General features: G+C 72.0%; 18 protein-coding genes and 1 pseudogene. 11 read left to right on the forward strand and 8 right to left on the reverse strand.

The window, feature by feature from the left end; genetic code table 11:
* Positions 1-62 precede the first annotated feature (62 nt).
* From ACFXKZ_RS37820 to ACFXKZ_RS37830, 3 genes are all read left to right on the forward strand, one after another.
* Entirely contained in the window at positions 63-1175 is a 1113-nt protein-coding gene (locus ACFXKZ_RS37820) for a hypothetical protein (protein WP_380007573.1), read from the forward strand.
* Positions 1172-2293, forward strand: a complete 1122-nt coding sequence (locus tag ACFXKZ_RS37825) for a hypothetical protein (protein ID WP_380007576.1) — start codon at positions 1172-1174, stop codon at positions 2291-2293. Before ACFXKZ_RS37820 ends, ACFXKZ_RS37825 begins: the two co-directional genes overlap by 4 nt.
* A 176-nt stretch (positions 2294-2469) precedes the next feature.
* Positions 2470-2691 (forward strand): hypothetical protein, encoded by a 222-nt coding sequence (locus ACFXKZ_RS37830; RefSeq protein WP_380007579.1) that lies wholly within the window; start codon positions 2470-2472, stop codon positions 2689-2691.
* On the opposite strand, the gene ACFXKZ_RS37835 is transcribed toward ACFXKZ_RS37830, so the two are convergent.
* The 3 genes from ACFXKZ_RS37835 to ACFXKZ_RS37845 all read right to left on the reverse strand — a co-directional run bounded on the left by ACFXKZ_RS37835 (position 2688) and on the right by ACFXKZ_RS37845 (position 5281).
* Entirely contained in the window at positions 2688-3353 is a 666-nt protein-coding gene (locus ACFXKZ_RS37835) for a GNAT family N-acetyltransferase (RefSeq protein ID WP_380007582.1), read from the reverse strand. The genes ACFXKZ_RS37830 and ACFXKZ_RS37835 overlap by 4 nt on opposite strands.
* Before the next feature lie 61 nt (positions 3354-3414).
* Positions 3415-4368, reverse strand: a complete 954-nt coding sequence (locus ACFXKZ_RS37840; RefSeq protein ID WP_380007585.1) for an N-acetyltransferase — start codon at positions 4366-4368, stop codon at positions 3415-3417.
* Between the two features lie 112 nt (positions 4369-4480).
* Positions 4481-5281 (reverse strand): TauD/TfdA dioxygenase family protein, encoded by an 801-nt coding sequence (locus ACFXKZ_RS37845; protein WP_380007588.1) that lies wholly within the window; start codon positions 5279-5281, stop codon positions 4481-4483.
* Positions 5282-5386: 105 nt separating this feature from the next.
* On the opposite strand from ACFXKZ_RS37845, the gene ACFXKZ_RS37850 reads away from it, so the two are divergent.
* A complete protein-coding gene (locus ACFXKZ_RS37850; protein WP_380007591.1) occupies positions 5387-6031 on the forward strand; it encodes a TetR/AcrR family transcriptional regulator in 645 nt (214 codons plus the stop codon).
* A 193-nt stretch (positions 6032-6224) separates the two neighbouring features.
* Positions 6225-6737 (forward strand): annotated as a pseudogene (locus ACFXKZ_RS37855) (AAA family ATPase); the annotation flags it as partial.
* Here the strand turns inward: ACFXKZ_RS37855 and ACFXKZ_RS37860 are convergent.
* The 3 genes from ACFXKZ_RS37860 to tap form a co-directional block, all read right to left on the reverse strand.
* Entirely contained in the window at positions 6717-8117 is a 1401-nt protein-coding gene (locus tag ACFXKZ_RS37860) for an SMI1/KNR4 family protein (protein ID WP_380007594.1), read from the reverse strand. The pseudogene ACFXKZ_RS37855 and the gene ACFXKZ_RS37860 overlap by 21 nt on opposite strands.
* Before the next feature lie 103 nt (positions 8118-8220).
* Positions 8221-8787, reverse strand: a complete 567-nt coding sequence (tpg, locus tag ACFXKZ_RS37865) for a telomere-protecting terminal protein Tpg (RefSeq protein WP_380007597.1) — start codon at positions 8785-8787, stop codon at positions 8221-8223.
* An 8-nt stretch (positions 8788-8795) separates the two neighbouring features.
* Positions 8796-11177, reverse strand: coding sequence for a telomere-associated protein Tap (gene tap / locus ACFXKZ_RS37870; protein ID WP_380007600.1), 2382 nt, complete (start codon positions 11175-11177; stop codon positions 8796-8798).
* Between the two features lie 196 nt (positions 11178-11373).
* Here tap and ACFXKZ_RS37875 point away from each other — a divergent pair, with 196 nt between their 5' ends.
* On the forward strand, positions 11374-13194 hold the full coding sequence (locus ACFXKZ_RS37875) for a sugar-binding protein (protein WP_380007603.1): 1821 nt from the start codon (positions 11374-11376) through the stop codon (positions 13192-13194).
* Positions 13195-13205: 11 nt separating this feature from the next.
* Here the strand turns inward: ACFXKZ_RS37875 and ACFXKZ_RS37880 are convergent, their stop codons facing one another.
* Positions 13206-14246 carry a methyltransferase gene (locus ACFXKZ_RS37880; protein WP_380007605.1) on the reverse strand — a complete coding sequence of 347 codons (1041 nt, stop codon included), beginning with the start codon at positions 14244-14246 and terminating at the stop codon, positions 13206-13208.
* A gap of 401 nt (positions 14247-14647) precedes the next feature.
* On the opposite strand from ACFXKZ_RS37880, the gene ACFXKZ_RS37885 reads away from it, so the two are divergent.
* From ACFXKZ_RS37885 to ACFXKZ_RS37905, 5 genes are all read left to right on the forward strand, one after another.
* Positions 14648-15139: a GNAT family N-acetyltransferase gene (locus ACFXKZ_RS37885; RefSeq protein ID WP_380008057.1), complete on the forward strand. Its 492-nt coding sequence runs from the start codon at positions 14648-14650 to the stop codon at positions 15137-15139.
* A gap of 88 nt (positions 15140-15227) precedes the next feature.
* Positions 15228-16235, forward strand: coding sequence for a sigma-70 family RNA polymerase sigma factor (locus ACFXKZ_RS37890; RefSeq protein WP_380007608.1), 1008 nt, complete (start codon positions 15228-15230; stop codon positions 16233-16235).
* 159 nt (positions 16236-16394) lie between these two features.
* Positions 16395-16817 (forward strand): SgcJ/EcaC family oxidoreductase, encoded by a 423-nt coding sequence (locus tag ACFXKZ_RS37895; protein ID WP_380007611.1) that lies wholly within the window; start codon positions 16395-16397, stop codon positions 16815-16817.
* Positions 16818-16970: 153 nt separating this feature from the next.
* A complete protein-coding gene (locus ACFXKZ_RS37900; protein WP_380007614.1) occupies positions 16971-17234 on the forward strand; it encodes a hypothetical protein in 264 nt (87 codons plus the stop codon).
* A gap of 133 nt (positions 17235-17367) precedes the next feature.
* Positions 17368-18696: an aromatic acid exporter family protein gene (locus ACFXKZ_RS37905; protein ID WP_380007617.1), complete on the forward strand. Its 1329-nt coding sequence runs from the start codon at positions 17368-17370 to the stop codon at positions 18694-18696.
* Positions 18697-18764: 68 nt separating this feature from the next.
* On the opposite strand, the gene ACFXKZ_RS37910 is transcribed toward ACFXKZ_RS37905, so the two are convergent.
* Positions 18765-21077, reverse strand: coding sequence for a HelD family protein (locus tag ACFXKZ_RS37910; RefSeq protein ID WP_380008060.1), 2313 nt, complete (start codon positions 21075-21077; stop codon positions 18765-18767).
* Positions 21078-21187 lie beyond the last annotated feature (110 nt).

Raw genomic sequence — 21187 nt, forward strand, 5'->3', positions numbered from 1 at the left:
GTCTGTTCACGGCCGGGTTCATGCCCATAGGCTGAGCGATCCTCACGTTCTCGGGAGGTCTCGTGAACGGTCTTCGTGCGGTCGTCGTCTGCCTTGTGATCGCGGGTACGGCGGTGGTGTCGCCCGCCGCAACCGCCGCGACGCCCGCCGCACCGGCGTCGAATTCGACAGCGACATCGACATCGGAATCCACATCGGCGAGATGGTCGGCGCTGCCCGTGCCGGCGGCGGCCCCGCCGATGAGCGTGGCCGATCTCGCCGCCCGCGGACCGGGTGACGCGTGGGCGACCGGGTCCGAGAACGCCGCCGACGGATCCCGGCCGACGTTGTACCGCCGGCACGGCACGGCGTGGAGCCGGGACACCTCCTTCCCCGGCGCCGACGAGCCGGGCGCGCTCGGCCGGGTGCAGTTCGTCGGCGACGAGATGTGGATCTTCCACTACCGCGTGGGGATCGCGGAGATCCTGCGCCGGTCGGCGGCCGGGTGGAGCGCGGTCCCGCTACCGCAAACCCTGTGGACCTACCAGGACTTCACCGCCGTACCGGGTGCCGCGTGGGTCGTCGGCGAGGACGACACCGGACTGAAGGTGTTGCGCTACGACGGTTCCGGCTGGACCACGCAGTCCACCCCGGACGGCGTGCTGTTCCTGATGGGGATCACCGCGCGCGCCGCCGACGACGTCTGGGCCTGGGCGGACACCGCCGACGGGAGCACCATCCTGCGCTGGGACGGCAGTTCGTGGCGGGACGCGAAGGTACCGCTGCCGCCGAAGAGCAACGTGCACACGATCGTCCTCGAACCGTTTGGCCGGATCACGATCGGCGGCAGCAGGTACACCGACGGTGTGGCCCGCACCTACCTGACGACCGGTAACGGGCGTGCCTGGCACACCCGTTACCCGCCGCTGGGCGACACCTCCACCGAGGCCATGGTGCGCGGCCCGGACGGCGCGCTGTGGTTGCCGGTGCGCAGCGACCGGGCGTTCCAGTCGAAGTACGCGCGAATCGACGGCCTCCGCACCACGTTCTCCTACGGCCCCGAGCGCCCGAACGCGATCGACGTGAAACCGCGCGCACTGGCGACCGTCGGATCCGCTCTGCTGTCCTTCGGCACCGTCGAGATCTACGGCTCGAAACCGAACCTGATGAGCGAGCGACTGGGAGGTCGACCATGACACGCCGACTTGTGGTCGTGGCCGTCGCCGTCGCCATGACGGGCATGACCCTCGTCCCGCCGGCCTCGACCGCGGCCTCGGCGGAACCTCCGTCCTGGCAGCACGTTCCGGTCTCGGCGGAGGTACGCCCGCAGGCCACCCTGAACGAAGCCGTGGCGTTCGGACCGGATCGTGTGTGGGCCGTGGGCGCGGACGCGGTCGGGCGTGAGGCGCCCGGTTTCCCGCTGGTGCTGCGCTGGGACGGAGCCGCGTGGCAGCGCCGCAGCCTGCCCGGGATCACCTGGCAGGGCGAGTTGTCGTCCATCGCCGCGACCTCCCCGACCGCGATGTGGGCGGTCGGCCGCGACGCGGCGGGCGGCGGCCACGTGCTCCGCTCCGACGGCTCCGCCTGGTACGAGGGCCGGTCGCCGCGCGGTGTCACGCCGACCCGAGTCGTCGCCGGCGGCGGCCGGGTCTGGCTGATCGGCACGCGCAACGACGCGCAGGCGCTGCTGCGTTGGGACGGGCGCGCCTGGCGGGACCTACCGGTACCGCCAGGATCCGTGTACGGCCTGCACATCCTGGCGGCCGACGACGTGTGGGCCGCGGGCGCCGGCGCCTCGGGCGCGACCGTGTCGCACTGGAACGGTCAGGCGTGGCAGCAGACGATCGTGGACGGTTTCCCCCGCTCGGGCGTCGGCAGCGTACTGGCGGTCTCGCCGACGGAGGTATGGGCGGGCGGCACCGCCGGATTCATCGGCGGCCCGCCCGGCCGCCCGATCCCACCCCTGCTGGTCCGCTGGGACGGTCTGACGTGGCACCGGGTCGCCGTACCCACCGACTTCGGCGCCATCACCTCATTGGCCCCCGCTCCCTCCGGCGCCCTGGCCTGGATCTCGGTGATCCGCTCCCAAAAATGGGCCCCACCGGGCAACTCCCCACCCCTGATCCCCGGTCCGGACTTCCTCGCCTGGACCGGCCGATCCTTCACCGAGTACAAAGAACCCGCCGTCCCGGGCGAAGGCCCTTCGACCACCCTCAGCCTGACCCCGGTCCCCAACACCACAACCATCTGGTCCATAGGCCGAGCCCCCGGCCCGGAATCCACCTTCGCCCCCCGCACCCAACACTTCCCCTGACCCCCGCGCGGGCGCACGGGCGCGCCGCCGCGGAGCGGAATCTCAGGAGCCAAAGGTATAGACCTATTGTCTCGGCGTGTGGGGGACGACTAGCTTGGGGGCGCCGCGGTACGAACCGTCAGTCCTCGTACGTCGTTTCCCCGGACCGGATCGTCCGGGAGAATGGGGTTGGGCTCATGCGCAAGGTTTTGACCGGTTTCGCATTCGTCCTCGCACTCGCGGCCGGCGCCGTCGCCCCCGCGGTGGCCCAGGGCGGTCCGGACTTCACGTACATCGTGGGTTACTACGCGTCCGCCGAGGACTGCCGCGCCGGAGCCGTGGCCGAATACCCGAACCACGGGGCCTACTTCTACTGCGAACAGGTCAACGACCACGCCTGGGCATTGTGGATGCACTAGTCGGCGAACGAACCGGCTCCGCCCGCGCGGGCGGGCGGAGCCGGCAATTCTTGGCGGCCGGCGTCCACCTTTGCGGACGTCGGTTCGCCATCTCCGCGCTCGTCGTCGCCGACACGGGACTCGTCTTCGGGCGCGTCGTGGTCGAACGCGCGGTTGATCACCTGGTACATCACGAAGTCCTGCCAGCGTCCGGCGATCCTGAGGTATTCGGGCGCCAGGCCGTACCGCGTGAAGCCGTTGCGTTCCAGCACCCGCTGCGACCCGACGTTGTCCGTCAGCGTCTCCGCCTGCACCCGGTGCAGCCGCAGGTCGTCGAAGGCGACCCGCACCGTCTCGCGCACCGCGGCCGTGGCGAGGCCGCGGCCGTTGGCGTGCGCGCTCACCCAATAGCCCATGGCGCACGACTGCAGCGCCCCGCGCACGATGCCGCTCAGCGTCATCCGGCCGACCACGTCCCCGGCCTCGTCCACGATCACGCGCAGGTGCACCCGGCCGGCCGACGCCTCGGCCAACGCCTCGCGGATCTGCGCCGCCTGCGTGTCCAGGGTGAAGAAGTCGTCGGCGCGCAGCGGCTCCCAGGGGGCCAGGAACTCGCGGTTCCGGACCACCAACTCGGTCAGCGCGGGTACGTCGTCCATGGTCAGCCGCCGGGTCACAAGCACGAGCCGAGCATGCCACGAACCCTGCCACCGGCCGCGACCGGGGCATCGGGCGCGGCGACGGTCAGGTCGGGTACGTGAGCGAGCCGGCGTGGAGCCGGTGTTCCCAGCCTCGGTCGGTGCGGGCGAGTTCGCGGAAACCGGCGGCGGTCAGCCGGGTGATCCACGTGGTGTCGGCGGCGGATTCGTAGTCGAGCACGCGCTCCGTGCCGGCGAGGTGCAGCCATTCGGCCGCGCGGGCGAGCAGGTGGCCGGTCAGGTAGTCCGCGTCGGTGTCGGGTGCGACGTGCAGGTTGCCGATGTCGGCCAGGCCGCCGCCTCGGGCGCGGCGTTCGGGTCGGTCGCGCATGGTGTCGACCTCGATGTAGCCGAGTTCGCGGTCGCCGTGACGGGCGGTCAGCCGGGTACCGCACTCGCCGACGGATCGACTCACGACGAAACGTTGCGCCGAGGGGTCGGCGGGCGCTCGGCGGAGATCGGCGACCTCCGCGATCAGGACGACCTCGGTGTCGCCCGTGTGGTGAAACCCGGCACGCTCGAAGACGGCCCGAACGTGCGGCCACGGTCGCGGCAGGCCGTACACGCCGGGCGCCGGCAGCGCGCCGTCCGCGTACCGCGCCCGCACGCCCCAGCGGGCGGACTGCGCCAGGCACGCGTGCATCAGCAGGTCGGCGGCCCGCTCGGCGTCGGGCCGCAAGGAGGCGGCCGGCCGGCAGACGAACCAGTCGACCACACTCGCGTCCCGGTAGTCGGCGCCGACCTCGGCATCGTCGCGATAGCGCAGCAGGTGCGCCGCGGCCACCACGCACCGGTGGTGTTCGGCCACCAACGTGACCCGTTCCGCGACCCACGGGTCGGTGACGAACTCGCCGGGCCGCCGGGTCAGGCAGTCGAGCACCGTGTTCACGGACACGGAGACACCGGGGACCACGGCGGCGACGTGGGCGTTGACGAGGTCGGTGAGTTGGTCGCGGTCGTCGCGACGAAACAGGCGCACCGTGGGAGCGGACGAAGGCATGCGGAGAACTCCGTTGAAGATCCGACAGAGAAGCCGCCATGCGATGCGGTACCCGGCCGACGATACCCCAGACTCGGACCGAACCGGCCGACCACGCCTCGTTCCACCGGGCTCAGCGCGGCTCGTCGCCCTCGATGACGATGCGGTGCATGACGCGCGGGCCCCGGTAGTCGTACACCGCGTAGTGCTGGGTGCTGCGGTTGTCCCACAGCGCGATGTCGCCCGGCCGCCACGTGAACCGCACCTGGAAGTCGGGCCGGGTCACGTGCTCGAAGAGGTGGGGCAGCAACAACTCGTTCTCGCGTTCGTCGAGTTCGACGATCCGGGTGGTGAAGATGCGGTTCACGTACAGGCATCGGCGACCGGTCACCGGATGTGTGCGCACCACGGGATGCACGACCGGCGGCAGCGCCCGCGCGTCGCCGCCGCGGTGCGAGCGCGACTTGGTGACGTCGTGCTCCGCCGTGAGGCCGTCCAGCAGCGCGCGCATCGGCGCGGAGAGGGCGGTGTACGCGCTCTCCATGTCGGCCCACAGCGTGTCGCCGCCGAGCGGCGGCAGCGACACCGCGCGCAACATCGTGCCCATCGGCGGGCGGGCCAGGAACGTCGCGTCGCTGTGCCAGATGTCGGCGTTGGAGACCTTGGGCCCGTCGCCGTCGGTGGCCAACACCATGACCTCCGGCAGGTCGGCCTCGGGCGGCTCGCCGAACGGAAAGCGCTGGAGCGCCCCGAATCCGGCCGCGAAGTCGCGCTGGCGGCGCGCGGAGATGTCCTGGTCGCGGAAGAACAGCACCTGGTGGGTGTGCAGCGCGTCGGCGAGGCCGGCGTAGGCGTCCGCGCCGAGATCGCGGTTCAGGTCGATCCCGGCAATCTCGGCGCCGATGGCGGGTGTCAGGGGGCGGACGTCGAACACGGGTACTCCAAGGTCTTGTTTGTTCGATGCGATCGCTGCGATCGAGCCTTGTGAGACAGACTGTCTTAATCAATCGACTGAGACGGAATGTCTTACACTCCTCCCGTGGATGTCAAGACCCGAACCCGCGCACGCATCCTGGACGCCGCCGAGCGCCTGTTCGCCGAGCGCGGCATTGCCGCCGTGTCGCTGCGCGAGATCGGCGCCGCGGCGGGACAGCGCAACAACTCCGCCGTGCAGTACCACTTCGGCACCCGCGAGGCACTGGTCCGCGCGCTGTACGAGGACCGCCTCGCGCCGCTCAACCTGCGCCGCCTCGACCTGCTCGCCGCCCTCCCCGACGAGCGTCGAAACGACCTCGCGGCGCTCGTCGACATCCACCTGCGACCGCTCGCGGAGGCCATGCGCGACGGTGCGCGCGAGAGCCACTACGCCCGGTTCGTGCATCGCTTCACGCTCGAAGGCGAGGTGCTGTCCCCGCCGCTGGGTTCCGACGTCGCCGGCGGCGTGCGCGCCGTCACCGCGCTGATCGAGGACACCCTCACCGCCGCCGAGCCGGACACCCCACCCGCCGTACACGCGACCCGGCTGCGGCTGATGTTGCTCCTGGTCACCGCGACCCTCGCCGACAGCGAACGCCGCCTCGATCAGGGCACCGAACTCCCCCTGCCCTTCGAGGACTTGCTGACCGAACTCGCCGACGCGGCGGTGGGCGTACTGGATCCCACGGGAGCCGTGCGCCGATGCTGATTCCGCGGGGCGGGCGGACACACCGCGCGCCGTGCCGTCGCCGAGGACACCGCCATTCCTCTCCTGTGGCCTGTGACATCCGGATCAGATCACCCAGCTGCGCGGCGGACGAGAACGACGTGATCCGCGAACCGTGGTGGCGCGACTGACAGGTGCGGCGCGCCTCGCGAACCACACCGGTACCGTCGAGCCCATGATCGTATGGCTCAACGGCACGCACGGCGCCGGCAAGACGACGACCAGTGCGCTCCTGCAACCACTGCTCCCGAATTCACGGGTGTTCGACGCCGAGAAGGTCGGCGAGACGCTCATGGACATCAAGCCCGGGCTGCCGGCAACGGACAACTTCCAGCACTGGCCGCCGTGGCGCGAGTTGGTCGTCGAGACCGCCCACCGCGTACTCGACTACACCGGCGGCACCCTGGTCGTGCCGATGACCGTCCTGGTCGAGCGGTACTGGCGCGAGATCAGCACGGGCCTGGCCCGACACGCCGTCCCGATACGGCACTTCGTCCTCCACGCCGACCAGGACACCCTGCGCCGACGCATCGAGGGCGACACCCTCTTGGGCCCCTCCCCCTTCCGTTTCAAGTACCTGGAGCCCTACGCCGAGGCGGCCCGCACCTGGCTGCACGCCGAGGCCGAGGTCGTCGACACCACCCACCTCACCCCCACCGAGGCGGCGCTACAGATCGCCGAGGCCGTCGGCCGCGGGGCCGAGGTCGCCGGTGAGGGCGGTTCGGGTGATCGGCGGGCGACCCCACAGGGCGAGGAGTTCGTCGGCCAGGGCCGCGACGGGTAGTGGGTCGTCGTCGTGGCTCGCCTTGATCGAGGCCGCCTGCAGACCGCGCGGGACGACTCCCGCGTCGAGGAGGACACGCCAGTCCCGCGGCGCGAGTTCGAGGTATTCCAGCCCGGTGAGCCCGGCGATCTCCCGTGGGTCGGCGATCGTGCCGGGGTAGGCGGTGAGGGTCCGCAGCCGCGGCAGGCCGATCAGCGGTGCGAGGCTGAGCGGCGGGTCGTTCCACACACCGATGGACACGACTTCCAGCCCGGGATCGGCGGCGGCCTCCAGGCTGCGCACGCTCGACGCGTTGACCCATGCCACCGCCGGTGACTCCCGCCCCGCTCCGCGCAGCCCGGATTCCGCCCGCCGGCGTCGGTCGAGCATCATGTCGGTGAGGGAGTCGGCAACGAGCCCGGCGCCCACGCTCTCCTCGTGGGAGAGGATGATGACCTGCCCGGTGTGGCCGCGGGGACCGGGGGTCAGATCGACGGCCAACCGGTCGCCGCCGCCGTTGTCCCCGAAAACGATCCAGCCCGGGGAACCGACCAGCCCCTGTACGGCGGCGTCGGGCCGGAGGTCGATCGCGTCCATCGCCGCGAACCGCCAGAGGAAGTAGCGGGTTGCCGCCTCGGCGACATACAGGTCCGCCAGGCCGAAGAGTTCGCAGCGGACGGCCTCGGCCTGGCGCCGCGCCGCTTCGTCGTCGTCCTGCCAATCCTCCCAATGCGACCGCGTCACCCGATAGAGCGCTTTGAGTTCGTCGGGCAGGGCGATGCCCAGGCGCGTCTCGGCGGCGGCGATCTCGGCCTCGGTGGCGCCGACCGCGTCGGGCAGTCGTTCGCGAAGTGTGCGCTCCAGCAGTTCGGGGTCCGCCGACGGCGCCGGCCGCGCCCCCGGCACCGCATCGGGCAGGCGGTGCCAGGGCTGCGGCAGCGAGCCCTCGACCAGAACAAGCGCTCCCGGATGCGGTCCGACGCCGGACTCCACGGCCGGGCCGTACTCGAGTATGTGCAGCAGCGCCCGTCCCGCCGGATCGACCTCCACGCTGAACGAAACGGTGTCGATGCCGTCCTCTGCCAGAGCATCGCGCACCCGCCCCACGGCGTCGCGCTCGTCCCGATGGGTCTGCGACACCCCTTGCTTGATCGGTACGCTCCAGCCGCCCCGTCCGATGTGGCCCGCCACGCGGGCGCCCGGGACGGCGAGGCGCTCCGCCCGGCTCGCCCGCACGAGGCGCAACATGGGCTCCCAGGTCGCGAAGTCGTCGATCGAGCGAGCCGGGTTCCGGTGATCATCCATGCCCGGACCGTACGCCGAGCCACCGACGCTCGACCACGATTGTGCCTCGGCGCGACGGTGCTCGGTCGCGGACGGCGCTCGGCTCGGCGCGGGTTCGGCTCGGTCAGCCTCGGATGTCGAACTCGCAGTAGTCGACGTCGGTGAGTTCGACCGCCTCCAGGTCTTCGGCGCGGGTGCCGCTCTCCTGGAAGTAGGCCTGGTGCAGGCCGGCGGCGACGATGCGCTCCAGGTCGCGTTCGGGGGCGCCGGCGTGGTGGGCGTCGAACAACTCCCGGGCGCGGTCGGGGGGAAGGGGTTGGGTGATGCGGCGCATGCGGGGGTCGTCGGTGGACCCGGCGGCCGAGGAGAATCCGAATCGGGCCCTGGTCTCGACGATCACGGCGCCCGCGGCGGCGGCGCGTTGTTCGGCGCGGCGGCGGACGCGGGGTTGCCACAGGCGGCGGACCTCCGCGTCGATCCGGGCGTTGACGGGTTCGGGCGGATTCTTGCGGTCGCCCTTGAGATAGCGCTCGACGGTACGTTGGCTGACGCCGAGGAGCGCGGCGACGATGCGGGTGCGGTTCTGGTTCTTGCTCATCAGGAACCGTACGCGGGCCTTGGTGGACCGGGGCGGTTTGCGGGTGAGGACGTGTTGGGCGGCCTGGTCGAGGCCGTCGCCGATCTTGCCCATGCGGGTTCCTATTCGCCTTCGGCGACGGCGTCGACGCCGTCCTTGATGTGGCGGGCGGGGTTTTGTCCCTCGACGAGCATGCGCAGGGCCCATTCGAGGGGGCGGGTGCCCTCGTGTTTGACCATGCCGGGGCTGACCCCGAGGCGGAAACCGCCCGGGATCGGCTTGCCGTCGGCCGTGCGCGGCAGGACGTCCAGGGGGGAGGGCCCCTCGGAGAGGTAGACGACGCAGTCGGAGAGCACCGCGATGGGGTACAGGTCGGCGGTGGTGGCGAGTTTGCGGATCTTGCGGTGCATGCCGACGCGGGCGTTGGCGATCACGGCGGCGCGGATGTCGGGGCGCCAGGTCGGTCGCTCCAGCGCGGGCCAGCGGTCGCCGGGGCGGTAGCGGGCGCCCTGGGGGCGTTCGCGGAGCTTGCCGATGCCGCCCTTGACGGTCGCCTTGATCGCGGCCAGGACGATCGCGCGGGCGGGGTCGGCGCGCTTGTGCTCGGCCATCGCGGCCAGGAACGCGGTGTCGTCGAGGTCGGGGGTGACGCCGAGGTCGGCCATGGTGGCCAGGTAGGCGTCCCGCAGGCGGGTGTACCAGGGGTCGAGGTAGGCGCCGTGCTGCGGACGGATCCACGCCTCGAACGGGTCGATCTCGGCGCCGAGTTCGGCGGCGTAGGCGACGGTGGGGGTGGCATACCAGCCGGGGCCGGTCGGGGGCAGGCCGGTCGGGGTGAACGGGTTGGGCAGGCGGGGGTCGAGCTCGATGCCGGAGAGGTCGACATACCAGCAGCCGGGGAGCTTGCGGTCGAAGGTGGGTGCCTCGACGTGGACCGGGGCGCCCAGGCCCACCGGCAGGCGGGAGGCGGCGGCGAGGAAGGCGGTGTTGACATCGAGGCCGACGGCGTATTCGCGATTGCCCTCGTCGTCGCCGACCAGGTGGATGGGGCGGTACCAGTCGTACGCCTCCTCCACCAGCACGTCGGCGCCGCCCCGGTTCTGCGCGACCGGGTGCTCGTCCGGGGCCTCCGGCGGCGCCGGGTCGACGGCCTCGGTCAGCGAGCCGCCGACCGGGCCGGAGCGCCAGTTGCCGGTGCTCTCGTCCTTGACGGCCTGGGTCGGCGGGCGCAGCTCGGTCATCAGGGTCAGGCCGGCGACGGCCGTGGAGCCGCGGGGGGTGACCACACGGGTGGCGTAGGTGCCCAGGAGTTCGGCCAGTCGCGGTGCGGGCAGGTCGGCGGCGCCGGCCCAGGAACGGGTGTCGAGCGCGTCCCAGCCCAGGAAGGCGAACTGCACGCACTGCCGGCGGCCACCGTCGGCGGGCGGTCGGTAGACCTTGGTCCAGGGGCCGAAGCCGCGCCGGGTCAGCCGCCAGCCGTCCTTGGTGACCTGCTTGACCAGCTTGTGGTCGTCGGGCAGGCGCAGGTTGCGGCGGTCCTCCAGGTCGGCGGGTACACCCAGCCGCTCGGCGGCGGCGGCGGTGACCACGACGAGCGGGTCGGCGTCGCGGCCGGCGCGGTGCAGGCGCTCGGCGCCGAGGCCGACGTCCAGGGCCCAGGCGACCACGGCGGGCAGCGACTTCGCGGGACCGGGCAGGACCCGACCGTCGACCAGGTACGCCACGAGCCGACCCTTGTCGGCGTCGAGGACGGCGAGGGGGCCGGCGGGGAACCGGGCTGCGGGCGGCGCGTCGGAGGGGGGCGTGTCGGCCTTGGCGGCCGTACCGGTGCGGGGCGGCGACTTGGGGGAGGCGGCCGAGGGGGGCGTGGTGGAGCGAGCCGCCACAGGCGGGGCGGAGCGCGACGGCCGCCGGGCGGCGGGCGGCGGGGCGGCGGGCGACTGGGCCTCCGGCGGCGGAGGCGCGGCGAGCGGCCCGGCGGCAGGGGGCTTGTCGACGGCGGGCAACTCCGCTGCGGGCGTCTCCGCCGCGGGCGTCGGCGGCACGGCCGCCGACGGCGGCGCGCTACGTACCCACGGCGCGGCGGCCGTCCTCGCCCCGGCGCCGCCCGGGTCGAGCGCCGCCGTGAAGGTGGTGTCCGTGGCGGCGGCCGTGTCCGCAGCGGGCCCGGCCTCGTTGGACCCGTCGTGTTCGTCGACCGGCCCGGTGGCGCCCTCCGCCGCGTCGCCCCCGCCCGGGGACGGTCGCGGCGCGGGGTAGCGCTCGGCGAGCCCCGCCAACAGGCGGGCGTACGCCTGGCGTTGCGGCGGGCGCGGATCACTGCGCCCGGCCTCCCAGGCCACAACCGTCACCCGCTGGACCCCCAGCGCGTCCGCGACCCGCTGCTGCGTGAACCCGGCGGCCTTGCGCAGCCTCGCCCGCTCGACCGGCGACGGGAGATCACCGGGTGCCTCGGCCAACAACGCATCCACGGCGTCGAACAACGCCGGTTGGGGCTCGGACATGCTCCACCTCCACCGGCGAATCTATCAACGAGCACACTCCGGACCCGACATCGACCTTACATTGCGCCCGGCCTCGCGACTCCGAGCGCAACGGGGGTTGCCGAGTCCCCCGCAAGGGTGAGTCCCGGCATGGGGCGACGCATGCCCAGGGAAGCTACCGACAGCCACTGTCTTCATTGCAAGAAGGGCCCCTTCGATGCCGTACCAGCCTCGGCGTGTCCTGCGCTCCGCCCTCGCCGCCATCACCGTGACGGCCGGCGTCCTGTGCGCGGGCGGCTGCGTCATGCGGGCGGACCCGGTCGCGCGCGCCGGTGCGGCGGCGGCCACGAGGGCGGCCCACACCGACGTGTTGTTCGTCGGCGCGCATCCCGACGACGAGTACCAATCGCTGGCGACCTTCGGGCAATGGCGGGAGCGGGACGGGCTGAGCACCGGGGTCGTCACGATCACCCGCGGCGAGGGCGGCGGGAACGCCGTCGGCCCCGAGGAGGGCGCCGAACTCGGCATGATCCGCGAGGGTGAGGAACGCGAGGCCGTCGGGCTCACCGGCATCCGCAACGTCTTCCATCTCGACAAGCCCGACTTCTGGTACACACTCAACGCACCCCTGGCCGGCAGGGTCTGGAACCGCCCGCCCCAACAACCCACCGACACGCTCGAACGACTGGTCCGCCTCATCCGCGCCACCACCCCGAAAACCGTGGTCACCATGGACCCGCGCCCATTCAACCAGCACGGCGCCCACCAGCAGGCCGCACGACTGGCCATCGAGGCGTTCCACCTGGCCGGCGAGCCACAGGCGTTCCCCGAGCAACTCACCGAGGAGAAGTACTCCACCTGGAAGCCCGATCGCCTGCTCACCCAGAGCTGGGGGTTCCGGGGACCGACCGGCGAGCAGTGCTCCACGCAGGAGGCCACGGACCCGAAGTCCGGACTGCCCGTGATCGGCGTCTGGTCCGGCGCGCGCTCCGCCGAGCACGACACGACGTGGGCCCGGGTCGAACGAGACGCCGCCCGCACCTACGTCACCCAGGGCTTCGGCTCCCTGCCCGCCACCGTCGACACCCCGCCGGACCAACTCCCCTGCGAGTGGTTCACCGTCCTGGCCGACGGCGGCACCACCAACACCGCCCCGGAACACGACCAGCCCGAACTGCTGCCGGTATATGCCGAGTTCCGCGACTGGACCCGGAAAGTCAACATGCCGTGGCTGGCCAACGACGCCCAGCCCACCCACCCCGAGTCCCCAATCACCACCATCCCCGAGGTCGACGGGGCCCCCTCGGTGGACGGCACGGCAGGCGCGGGCGAATACCCCGGCGACACCCTGAGGTTGACGCACTGGGAGGGCTCCGAGTGCGCCCCCGCGGACTGCTCGGCCGAGGCCCACCTCGCCCGCCACGGCGACGACCTGTACGTCCTCGTCCACGTCACGGACGACACGAAAGGCGCCGCCCTCGACGCGCAGGCCGACTGCAAACGCCACTGGCGCACCGATTCGATCGAGATCGACCTCGACCCGCAGGGCCGCTCCGACGACACCTCCACCACCTTCAAGGCGGCCGTTTTCCCCTTCACCGCCGCCGACTCGGGACCGTGCGCCGAACGCGACGGCGACAACCGCCAAGGCCCCGCGAACACCACCGCGCCCGGAATGACGATCGCCTCCACCGTGACCGAGCCGTATACCGGCTACACCGTCGAGGCGAAGATCCCCCTCGCCGACCTCCCCGCCGCCGTCGACCCCGAGCGCCTGACCGCCAACATCCTCGTCTACGACTCCGACACCCAGGACAACACCGGTCAATCCCGCCTCGCATGGTCCCCCTACGGCAGCGCCCAGGCCGACCCGTACGTATGGGGCACCGCCCACCTCCCCGCCTACATCCCATCCCCCGGCCAACCGGAAACGCCCGCCGAAATCCCTCTGGAAGCGACCCAGAGCGCAAACTCCCCCGCCTCCGTCGCCCAGTCCCGCCGCACCGGAATCCCCCTCGCGGGCGGCCCACGCCGATAGCCGACCGCCGCCTACGCGCCCTCGGAGGCGGCCCCCTCCACGATCGACAACACGGTCGGGGTGGGCACGACCCGGACCAACCGCAGGCCCGCCGCGTCGAACAGTCGGGCGAAGTCCGCCTCGGTGCGCTCTCGGCCGACCAGGGACGCCATCATCATCAGGTCCAGTGCCTTGCCCTGGTGGGGTTCGTTGCCCTGCGGCAGCACCGCGTCGACGACGAGGACCCGACCGCCGGAAGCCATCGCCCGGCGGCAGTTGCGCAGAATCCGCACGCACTGCTCGTCGTCCCAGTCGTGCAGGATGCGCTTGATCAGGTACACGTCTCCGGCGGGAACCGAGGCGAAGAAGTCGCCCTCCGCCGTGGCCCAGCGGCCGGCCAGTTCCGGGGCGTCCAGTCGGTGGCCGGCCAGGACGTGGGCATGGTCGTACAGGATGCCCCGCAGCCGCGGGCCGGCCCGCAACGCGGCCAGCAGGAAGCCGCCGTAGCCACCGCCCACATCCACGAGCGTGGCCGCCTCGGGGAAGGCGTAGCCGGCGGCGATCGGCACGTTCTCCGCCTCCGACATGGAGTCCATGCCCGCGTGGAAGACGGCGGCGGTCTTCTCGTCCCGGGCGAAGTGCTCGAAGAACGGCACGCCGAAGATGTCCTCGAAGGCCGAGGAGCCCGTTTCCAGGCAGCGGGTCATCTCCCCGCTCGGCAGCCACATCGTGCGATCCGTCAGCATCAGGACCGCCGCGCGTGCCGAGACGGGCGCGTCCGAACGCAACGAGTCCCCCGCCGGGGTCAGCCGGAACCGGCCCCGGTCGTCCTCCTCGAACAACCCCCGGGTGGCCAGGAGTCGCAGCAGCCGATACAGGTTCTGTTCCCGAGTGCCCGTCAGTCGTGCCAGTTCCGCCACATCGAGGGGTCCGTCGGCCAGATGGTCCGCGACCCCGACCGCCGCCGCCGCGCGCAACGCGGCCGGATACAAAAACCCCAGGGCCTCCTCGACGAGGAGGGCAGCACTGCGCCGCCCGGCCTCCGCACCCGACTCGCGGGAATCACCGTTCATGCAATCGCCTCCGAACGCCCGAACCATCCGAGTCACACATCGAGCACGACAACAACTCGCCCACTCACGGCGGGTTCCCCGCCGCCGCACTCTTCCCCTCCATCACGATACGAAGGTCCATCATGACGTTCCGTGAGGCCCGACGGGACCCCGACGCACACAACCGTTGCCGCCGCCCGAAGGCCGCCTCCGACCGGAAAGCCTTTGCCCGAGCCGGCCCGGGTTGCTACCGTCACCCCCGCGCGGGAGGCGCGCGATCAGCGGGACAGGGAGGTTGATGAATATGGCCGCCGTCGGCTCTCTTCGGCATTCCCTCGTCCGTCCCGCGTACTGACAGAGCGCGGGGCGGGTCGTTCAACGACCAGGAGTGACACGTGACTTCCTCCATTTCATCGGCCCGCATGCAGCCGACCACCGACCGCCTCGTCCTTCGGCCCTGGACCGCGGCCGAAGTCGGCGCCGTCCTCGACGGCACCGGATCGGCCCACTGGGCCGACGACTTCCCCGCCGACGGCGACCGCGTCATCGCGAGCCTCTTCGACGACAACCCCGCCTGGCTCGGCGAACACGGCCACCGCCTGATCATCGAGCGGGACAGTGGCCTTGTGGTGGGCTCGATCGGCCTGTTCTGGCCGCCCCACGAGGGGACGCTCGAAATCGGATACGGCATCGTGCCCTCCCGCCGCGGCCGTGGCTACGCCCCCGAAGCCACCTTGGCCTTGGCGGAGTTCGCCCTCGGAGCACCCAGCGTCCACACCGTGTCCGCCACCGTGGAGCTGTCGAACCCGTCCTCGGTCCGCGTGCTGGAGAAGGCCGGCTTCCGCCGCTGGACCACCGACGAGAACACGGCCCGGTTCCGACTGACCCATCCGGACGCCGGCAACCCGCGCTGACCCCCGGGCCCCGGAAGCACACACGGCTTCCGGGGCCCATCCCGCATCCCGAAACCGCGTGGTGGCCGGCGCCGGCAGGGCCGGGTGGTTGCGATATGGTTCGCGGCCAAAACAGCGGGGACATCGGCCGGGGGCGACCATGGTGGAGGACTTCGGCGGGCGGATCGAGCCGTATCGGCAGGAACTGCTCGCCCACTGCTACCGCATCCTCGGTTCGGTCCACGACGCCGAGGACCTGGTTCAGGAAACCTGCCTGCGGGCCTGGCGGGCCCGGGATCGGTACGACCCGGCCCGCGGTTCGCTGCGGACCTGGCTGTATCGGATCGCGACGCATGCCTGCCTGACGGCGTTGGAGACCCGCAGTCGCCGACCGCTGCCCTCGGGAATGGTCGCCGACAGTCGGCCGCTCGATCCGCTGGTCCACGGTGGCGAGGTCACCTGGCTGCAACCGATGCCCGACGCGCTGCTGCACCTGGGGGATCCCGCCGGTGCGGCGGTCGATCGCGACAGCCTGCGGCTGGCCTTCGTCGCCGCGTTGCAGCACCTCTCGGCGCGGCAGCGCGCCGCGCTGATCCTGCGCGAGGTGCTCGCGTTCTCCGCCGCCGAGACCGCGGACATCCTCGGTACCTCGGTCGCCTCGGTCAACAGTTCGCTGCAGCGGGCGCGGGCGCGGCTGAACCGGGCGGGTGTCCTGGAGGACCGGGTCGACGAGCCCTCGCAGGCGGAACAGCGGGCCTGCGTCGATCGCTACATGGCGGCGTTCGCGAACGCCGACGTCGAGGGGCTCAAGCGGCTCCTGACCGACGACGTGCTGATGGAGATGCCGCCGATGCTCAATTGGTTCGTCGGGCGCGACAACTACGGGCGGTTCATGGACTGGGTGTTCGACAAGGCGGGCACCACATGGCGCCTGGTCCCCGTCGCGGCGAACGGCCAGCCGGGGTTCGCCGCCTACAACCTCGGCGCCGACGGCGTGTTCGAGCTGCACACGCTCCAGGTGTTCACCGTCACCGCCTCCGGCATCGGCAGGAACACGGTGTTCCGGGACGCCGAGGTGTTCGCGTCGTTCGGCCTCGCGCCGCGGTTCGGGGTCTGACGGGCGGCGGGGCGTGTCCTCGATCCCGCCGAAAAAAGTTCGTCCGGGCGCGATGAGTTCGGATCCCGCCGCCGGTATGTATCCGCGGAGCCACACACGACTCCCCGTGCGTCGCACAGCGCGACGATCCGCGGCAGTACGACCGGAACGAGGGACACCATGACCACGACCGCCAACCGCCCGCAAACCGCGGACGAGACCGCCGTCCTCCAGGTTATCGAGGGCGTGTACGACGCCTGGGACGCGCACGACGCCGACGCGTTCGTGGCCGACTACACCGAGGACGCCTGCGCGATCCTGCCGGGCTCCTACCGCCGGTCCCGCGAGGACGTGCGCCGGAGCATGGCGGCCGGCTTCGACGGCTTCCTGAAGGGCTCGACGACCGACAACAAGGTATTGGGCATTCGCTTCCTCAACGACGACGTCGCCCTCGTGGTCAGCGAGTCGAACGTCATCTTCCCGGGCGAGACCGAGGCACCGGCCGACCGCGCCGCGATCGCGACGTGGGTCCTGACCCGCCGGGACGGCAGGTGGCTGCTCGCGTCGTACCAGAACTCCCCCACCGTCGTGACCACGGGCTGACGACGGCAGCGGCGACGCTGAACACATGACCTCGGGACGTTCCCGCCGCGTACCCCACCCGGGTACGCGGCGGGCGGGGCCTCGGCGACGGGCGGGACGGGCGGGACGGCCGCGTCGCCGGCGCGATCCCGTCGATCGACGCAGACTCGAAGGATGGAGATCCGCCAAGCGCACGGCCACGTGACGCTCCCCGACCGCGACGACGTCGAGGTCACGCTCGACCTGTACGACTGGCCGGTCGACGGTGACACCCTCCCCCACAGGTGGACCGCCGTCATCGACGGCCCACCCGTCCTGGAGGCGGGCGTGGAGGGCGTCCTGCACCTCGATACCGAGCCGACCGCCCTCGGCCACCGCTTCGTCGTCGTAGCCGGCGGCGACCACACGACCCGACTCCTCGGCCGAGACCCCCGCTGACCCACCCCACCGAACCGGCGACCCGCCCGTCGCTCGGGGTCGGGGGACAGGTGTGACGGTCGCGGACAGGGCATACGTGGGGGATCGAAAGCTCACCGTCCGACCGCGTGGAGCACGTGGAGAAGGGAGCCGAATGCCGTCCGACGTCGATCTCTCGGCGGCGCTGTCCAGGGTCAAGGAGAGCGAGACCTCGCTGGTCGCGCAGGTGCTGCGGACCACCGTGGCGGCGGTGACCTCGTACGTCGCCGCGCTGCTGTTGACCGGCCCCGATCCGCAGCCGATCCTGTCCCCGCTCACCGCGCTCCTGGTGGTCCAGGTCACCTCGTACGCGACGTTCACCACGGGTGTACAGCGAGTGGCCAGCGTGGTGGCCGGGGTGCTGATCGCGGTGGTGTTCAGCGAGGCGGTCGGGCTCAACTGGTGGAGTCTGACCCTGCTGCTGTTGGCCTCGCTCGGTCTGGGGCACCTGATCCGGCTCGGCGATTCGATCAACGAGGTGGCGATCAGCGCGATGATCGTGCTGGGCGTCAGCCAGGTCGCCGACACCGCGTGGGACCGGATCGCGGAGACCCTGATCGGGGCCGCGGTCGGCATGGTGTTCTCCCTCGTCCTGGCGCCGCCGGTACATGTCCGGCCCGCGAACGAGGCGGTGATGTCGGCGTTCGACGCCCTGACGCAACTGCTGGACACGATGGCCCGGGAGATCGGCGAGGACGTCAGCCACGCCCGGGCGCACGGCTGGCTGGAGGAGGCCCGCCGGATCGACCGGGACATCGTGCGCGTGGACGCCACGCTGTCGACGGCCGAGGAGGGCACCCGGCTCAACCCGCGCGGCAGACGGGCCACGGTGCGGGTGCTGGCGCTGCGCAGCGGCCTGGACACCGCCGAGATCAGCGCGGTGGCGCTGCGCATGGTGTGTCGGGCGCTGAGCGGGCTCTACGCGCGGGGTGAGCACGGCGAGCCGGCGTACACCGAGATCCCGTTGGCCACCGCGCAGTCCCTGCGCAGCCTGTTCCACTCGCTCGCGGCGCTGTTCGCGGCGTACGGCCATCTGGTCGTGCTGCACGGGCGGGCCCTGCCGGAGGAGGCCGCCCGGGCCGAGAACACCCTGCGCGAACGGCTGGCCGAGGCGCTGGTGGACCGCTCGCGTACCGAGGCGATCCTGCTCGCCGACTCGATCGAGAACCCGGATCGCTGGGAGCTGTACGGCACGCTGTTGACCGCCGTCGACAAGCTCGTCGACGAGACCCGCCCGGCGGGCACTCCGGGCGACCTGGCGCAGCGCATCGAGGAGCGGCGGCGCCGACTGGCCGAGGAGCGCCGGTTGCGCGCCGTGGTCGTCCGGCCCGGTCCGGTCCTGCGCGAGCGCATCCGGCGGGTGGTGGCGCCCACCGACCGCCTCCTCCGCGCCCCGCGCCGGTTGCCGCGGCCCCTGCGGCACACCCTGCGTCGCCGGACCTGACGGCCGGGGGTGCCGGGTGGGGAGCCGGCCACGCGCGTGTCGAGCCCGTGGCCGGCGCCCCACCCCCGTCACCCCGCTTGGGCGAGGCCGGTGAGGCCGGGCGGCAGGTCGCGGGTGTGCACGACGCCGAGGCGTTGCGTCGCCCGTGTCAGGGCCACGTACAGGTCCGCCAAGGCGAACGCGGCCGGCTCCACGACGATCACCGCGTCGAACTCCAGGCCCTTGGCCTGTTTGGGGTCGAGCAGCACCAACGGCCGGGTCAGGTCCGGCTCGACGCCTCGCTCGGCGTGCGGGATCGCCGTCGCCAGTGCATCGATCAGCTCGCGCGGCGCGATCACGGCGACGCGGCCGTCGACGGGAACCCGCGCGTCGGCGCCGCCGGTCGCGTCACCCGGGCCCGCTTCCGGGGCGACCCCTTCGTGCGCGACCGCCCACGCCACCGCGGCCGGCAGGTCCGCGGTGTGCCGCGACCACGGCTTCACGCCGGTCGAGCGCACCGAGTCCGGCGGCTCGAATCCGGGGTCGACGGCCCGCACGACATCGGCCGCGACCTCCATGATCTCGGTCGGCGTACGGTAGTTCACATCCAGCCGCACTCGCTCCCAGCGGCCCTCGACGAACGGCACCAGGATGCGCTCCCACGAGCCGCACCCGCCCGGCTCCGAGGTCTGCGCGGGATCGCCCACCAGGGTCATCGACCGGGTGGGGCTGCGTCGCATCAGCAACCGCCAGGCCATCGCAGACAGTTCCTGGGCCTCATCGACCACGATGTGGCCGTACGCCCAGGTGCGGTCCGCCGCCGCGCGTTCGGCGGAGGTGCGATGGTCGAGTTCCTCCTGGCGTTCGGCGAGTCGTTCGGCGTCCACGAGGTCGTGGGCGCTCAGCACCTCGGACTCCTCGTCGTCGCGATCCTCGAACTCCTGCGTGCGCGAGCCGTACGACAGGTCGAGCACACCCTGCGCGTACGCGATCCGCCGCCGGCGTTCGGCCGCCGCCAGGGCCTTCGCCAACGAGTCGTCCTCGCCCAGGAGTTCGGCGGCCTCGTCGAGCAACGGCACGTCGGCAACGGTCCATTCGACGGCGTCGCGGGTCCCGAAGACCGGGTCGTACCCGATCGGCCGGCGGATCGCCGCCGCGTCCTCGTCGGACAGGTAGACCGGTTCGGCAAGGTAGTCCGCGACCAGTTCCTGCGGCGTGAGGCGCGGCCACAGTTCGTCGATGGCCGCCTGTACGGCCGGACTCTCGGCGACCGACATCGACAACTGCGCGATCTCGCCCGAGCCGAGGAAGTTCGGTCCGCCGAACGGGTCGGCGCCGAGCCGGTCCACCAACTGCTCGGTCAGGCCGTCGATCACGCGCGACGCGAACGCCGGGCGGGCGAGGTTGTGCGGCAGCGGCGTCGCCCGCGCCTTGCTCCGGGCGGCCTCGGCGATCGCCGCGTCGAGGTACAGGTCGCCGTCGTCGTGCTCGATGAACAACGGCGTCTCGGGCACCGTCTGCCGGTCGGCCACGAAGCGGCGCAGCACCTCGGCCATCGCGGCCCGGCCCTTGACCTCGGCGGCCTCCGGGGTGTCGACGGCGGTCGCGGTCACGCCCGGGAACAGCTCGCCGGGGGTGGCGAATTGCACTCCCGTCTCGCCGAGAGAGGGCAGCACGTCCTCGATGTAGCCGAGGAAGGCGGGGTTGGGGCCGACCACGAGCACGACACGGCGGGTCAACTGCTCGCGGTTCGCGTACAGCAGGTACGCCGCGCGGTGCAGCGCGACGACGGTCTTGCCGGTGCCCGGGCCACCCTCGACCACGAGCACCCCGCCATGCGGCGCGCGGATGATCCGGTCCTGCTCGGCCTGGATCGTCTGCACGATGTCGTGCATGCGCCCGGTGCGGGCCGCATCGAGCGACGCGAGCAGCACGGCGTCGGCGTCCGAGCCCTCGAAGCCGGTACGGGTGGCGTCGGTGAGGTCCAGGATCTCGTCGTGCAGCCCGGTGATCCGGCGCCCGGACGTGGTGATGTGCCGCCGGCGCCGCAGCCCCATCGGGGTGTGCCCGGTGGCCAGATAGAACGGTCGGGCGACATCGGCACGCCAGTCGATGACCAACGGCGTGTGCTCGGCGTCGTCGCGGCGGATACCGATACGCCCGATGTGATGGTCGGCGCCGTCGCGGAACAACAATCGGCCGAAACACAGGCCGTTCGCACCGGCGTCCAACGCCGCCAACAGGCCCGACTGCTCGAAGACGGCGATGTCCCGCTCGACGCGTGCCTGCCGGGTGCCGTCGTGCTCGCGCCCGAGCGCGCTCTTGACGGCGACCTCCGTCCGGGCACGCAGGTCCGCGAGGTGCGCATACAGCACATCGACGAATTCCTGCTCGTGTCGCAATTCGGCGTTTGACAATTCGACTCCCGGACGGATATCATGTCGTCATTGAGCTTTCCGAATACCATTCGGAATCGGTATTCAGAACCACCAAATATACCTCGCGAAAAGCC

The sequence above is a fragment of the Embleya sp. NPDC059237 genome, assembly GCF_042754105.1.
Lineage (GTDB): Bacteria > Actinomycetota > Actinomycetes > Streptomycetales > Streptomycetaceae > Embleya.

Excerpts from the sequence above, each read along its gene's own strand:
- ACFXKZ_RS37885 (WP_380008057.1), top strand. The coding sequence starts at position 14,648 with ATGCAGCCGACCACCGACCGCCTCGTCCTTCGGCCCTGGACCGCGGCC.
- ACFXKZ_RS37900 (WP_380007614.1), top strand. The coding sequence starts at position 16,971 with ATGGAGATCCGCCAAGCGCACGGCCACGTGACGCTCCCCGACCGCGAC.
- ACFXKZ_RS37880 (WP_380007605.1), bottom strand. The coding sequence starts at position 14,246 with ATGAACGGTGATTCCCGCGAGTCGGGTGCGGAGGCCGGGCGGCGCAGT.
- tpg (WP_380007597.1), bottom strand. The coding sequence starts at position 8,787 with ATGGGCAAGATCGGCGACGGCCTCGACCAGGCCGCCCAACACGTCCTC.
- ACFXKZ_RS37840 (WP_380007585.1), bottom strand. The coding sequence starts at position 4,368 with ATGCCTTCGTCCGCTCCCACGGTGCGCCTGTTTCGTCGCGACGACCGC.
- tap (WP_380007600.1), bottom strand. The coding sequence starts at position 11,177 with ATGTCCGAGCCCCAACCGGCGTTGTTCGACGCCGTGGATGCGTTGTTG.
- ACFXKZ_RS37825 (WP_380007576.1), top strand. The coding sequence starts at position 1,172 with ATGACACGCCGACTTGTGGTCGTGGCCGTCGCCGTCGCCATGACGGGC.
- ACFXKZ_RS37875 (WP_380007603.1), top strand. The coding sequence starts at position 11,374 with ATGCCGTACCAGCCTCGGCGTGTCCTGCGCTCCGCCCTCGCCGCCATC.
- ACFXKZ_RS37830 (WP_380007579.1), top strand. The coding sequence starts at position 2,470 with ATGCGCAAGGTTTTGACCGGTTTCGCATTCGTCCTCGCACTCGCGGCC.
- ACFXKZ_RS37860 (WP_380007594.1), bottom strand. The coding sequence starts at position 8,117 with ATGGATGATCACCGGAACCCGGCTCGCTCGATCGACGACTTCGCGACC.
- ACFXKZ_RS37895 (WP_380007611.1), top strand. The coding sequence starts at position 16,395 with ATGACCACGACCGCCAACCGCCCGCAAACCGCGGACGAGACCGCCGTC.
- ACFXKZ_RS37905 (WP_380007617.1), top strand. The coding sequence starts at position 17,368 with ATGCCGTCCGACGTCGATCTCTCGGCGGCGCTGTCCAGGGTCAAGGAG.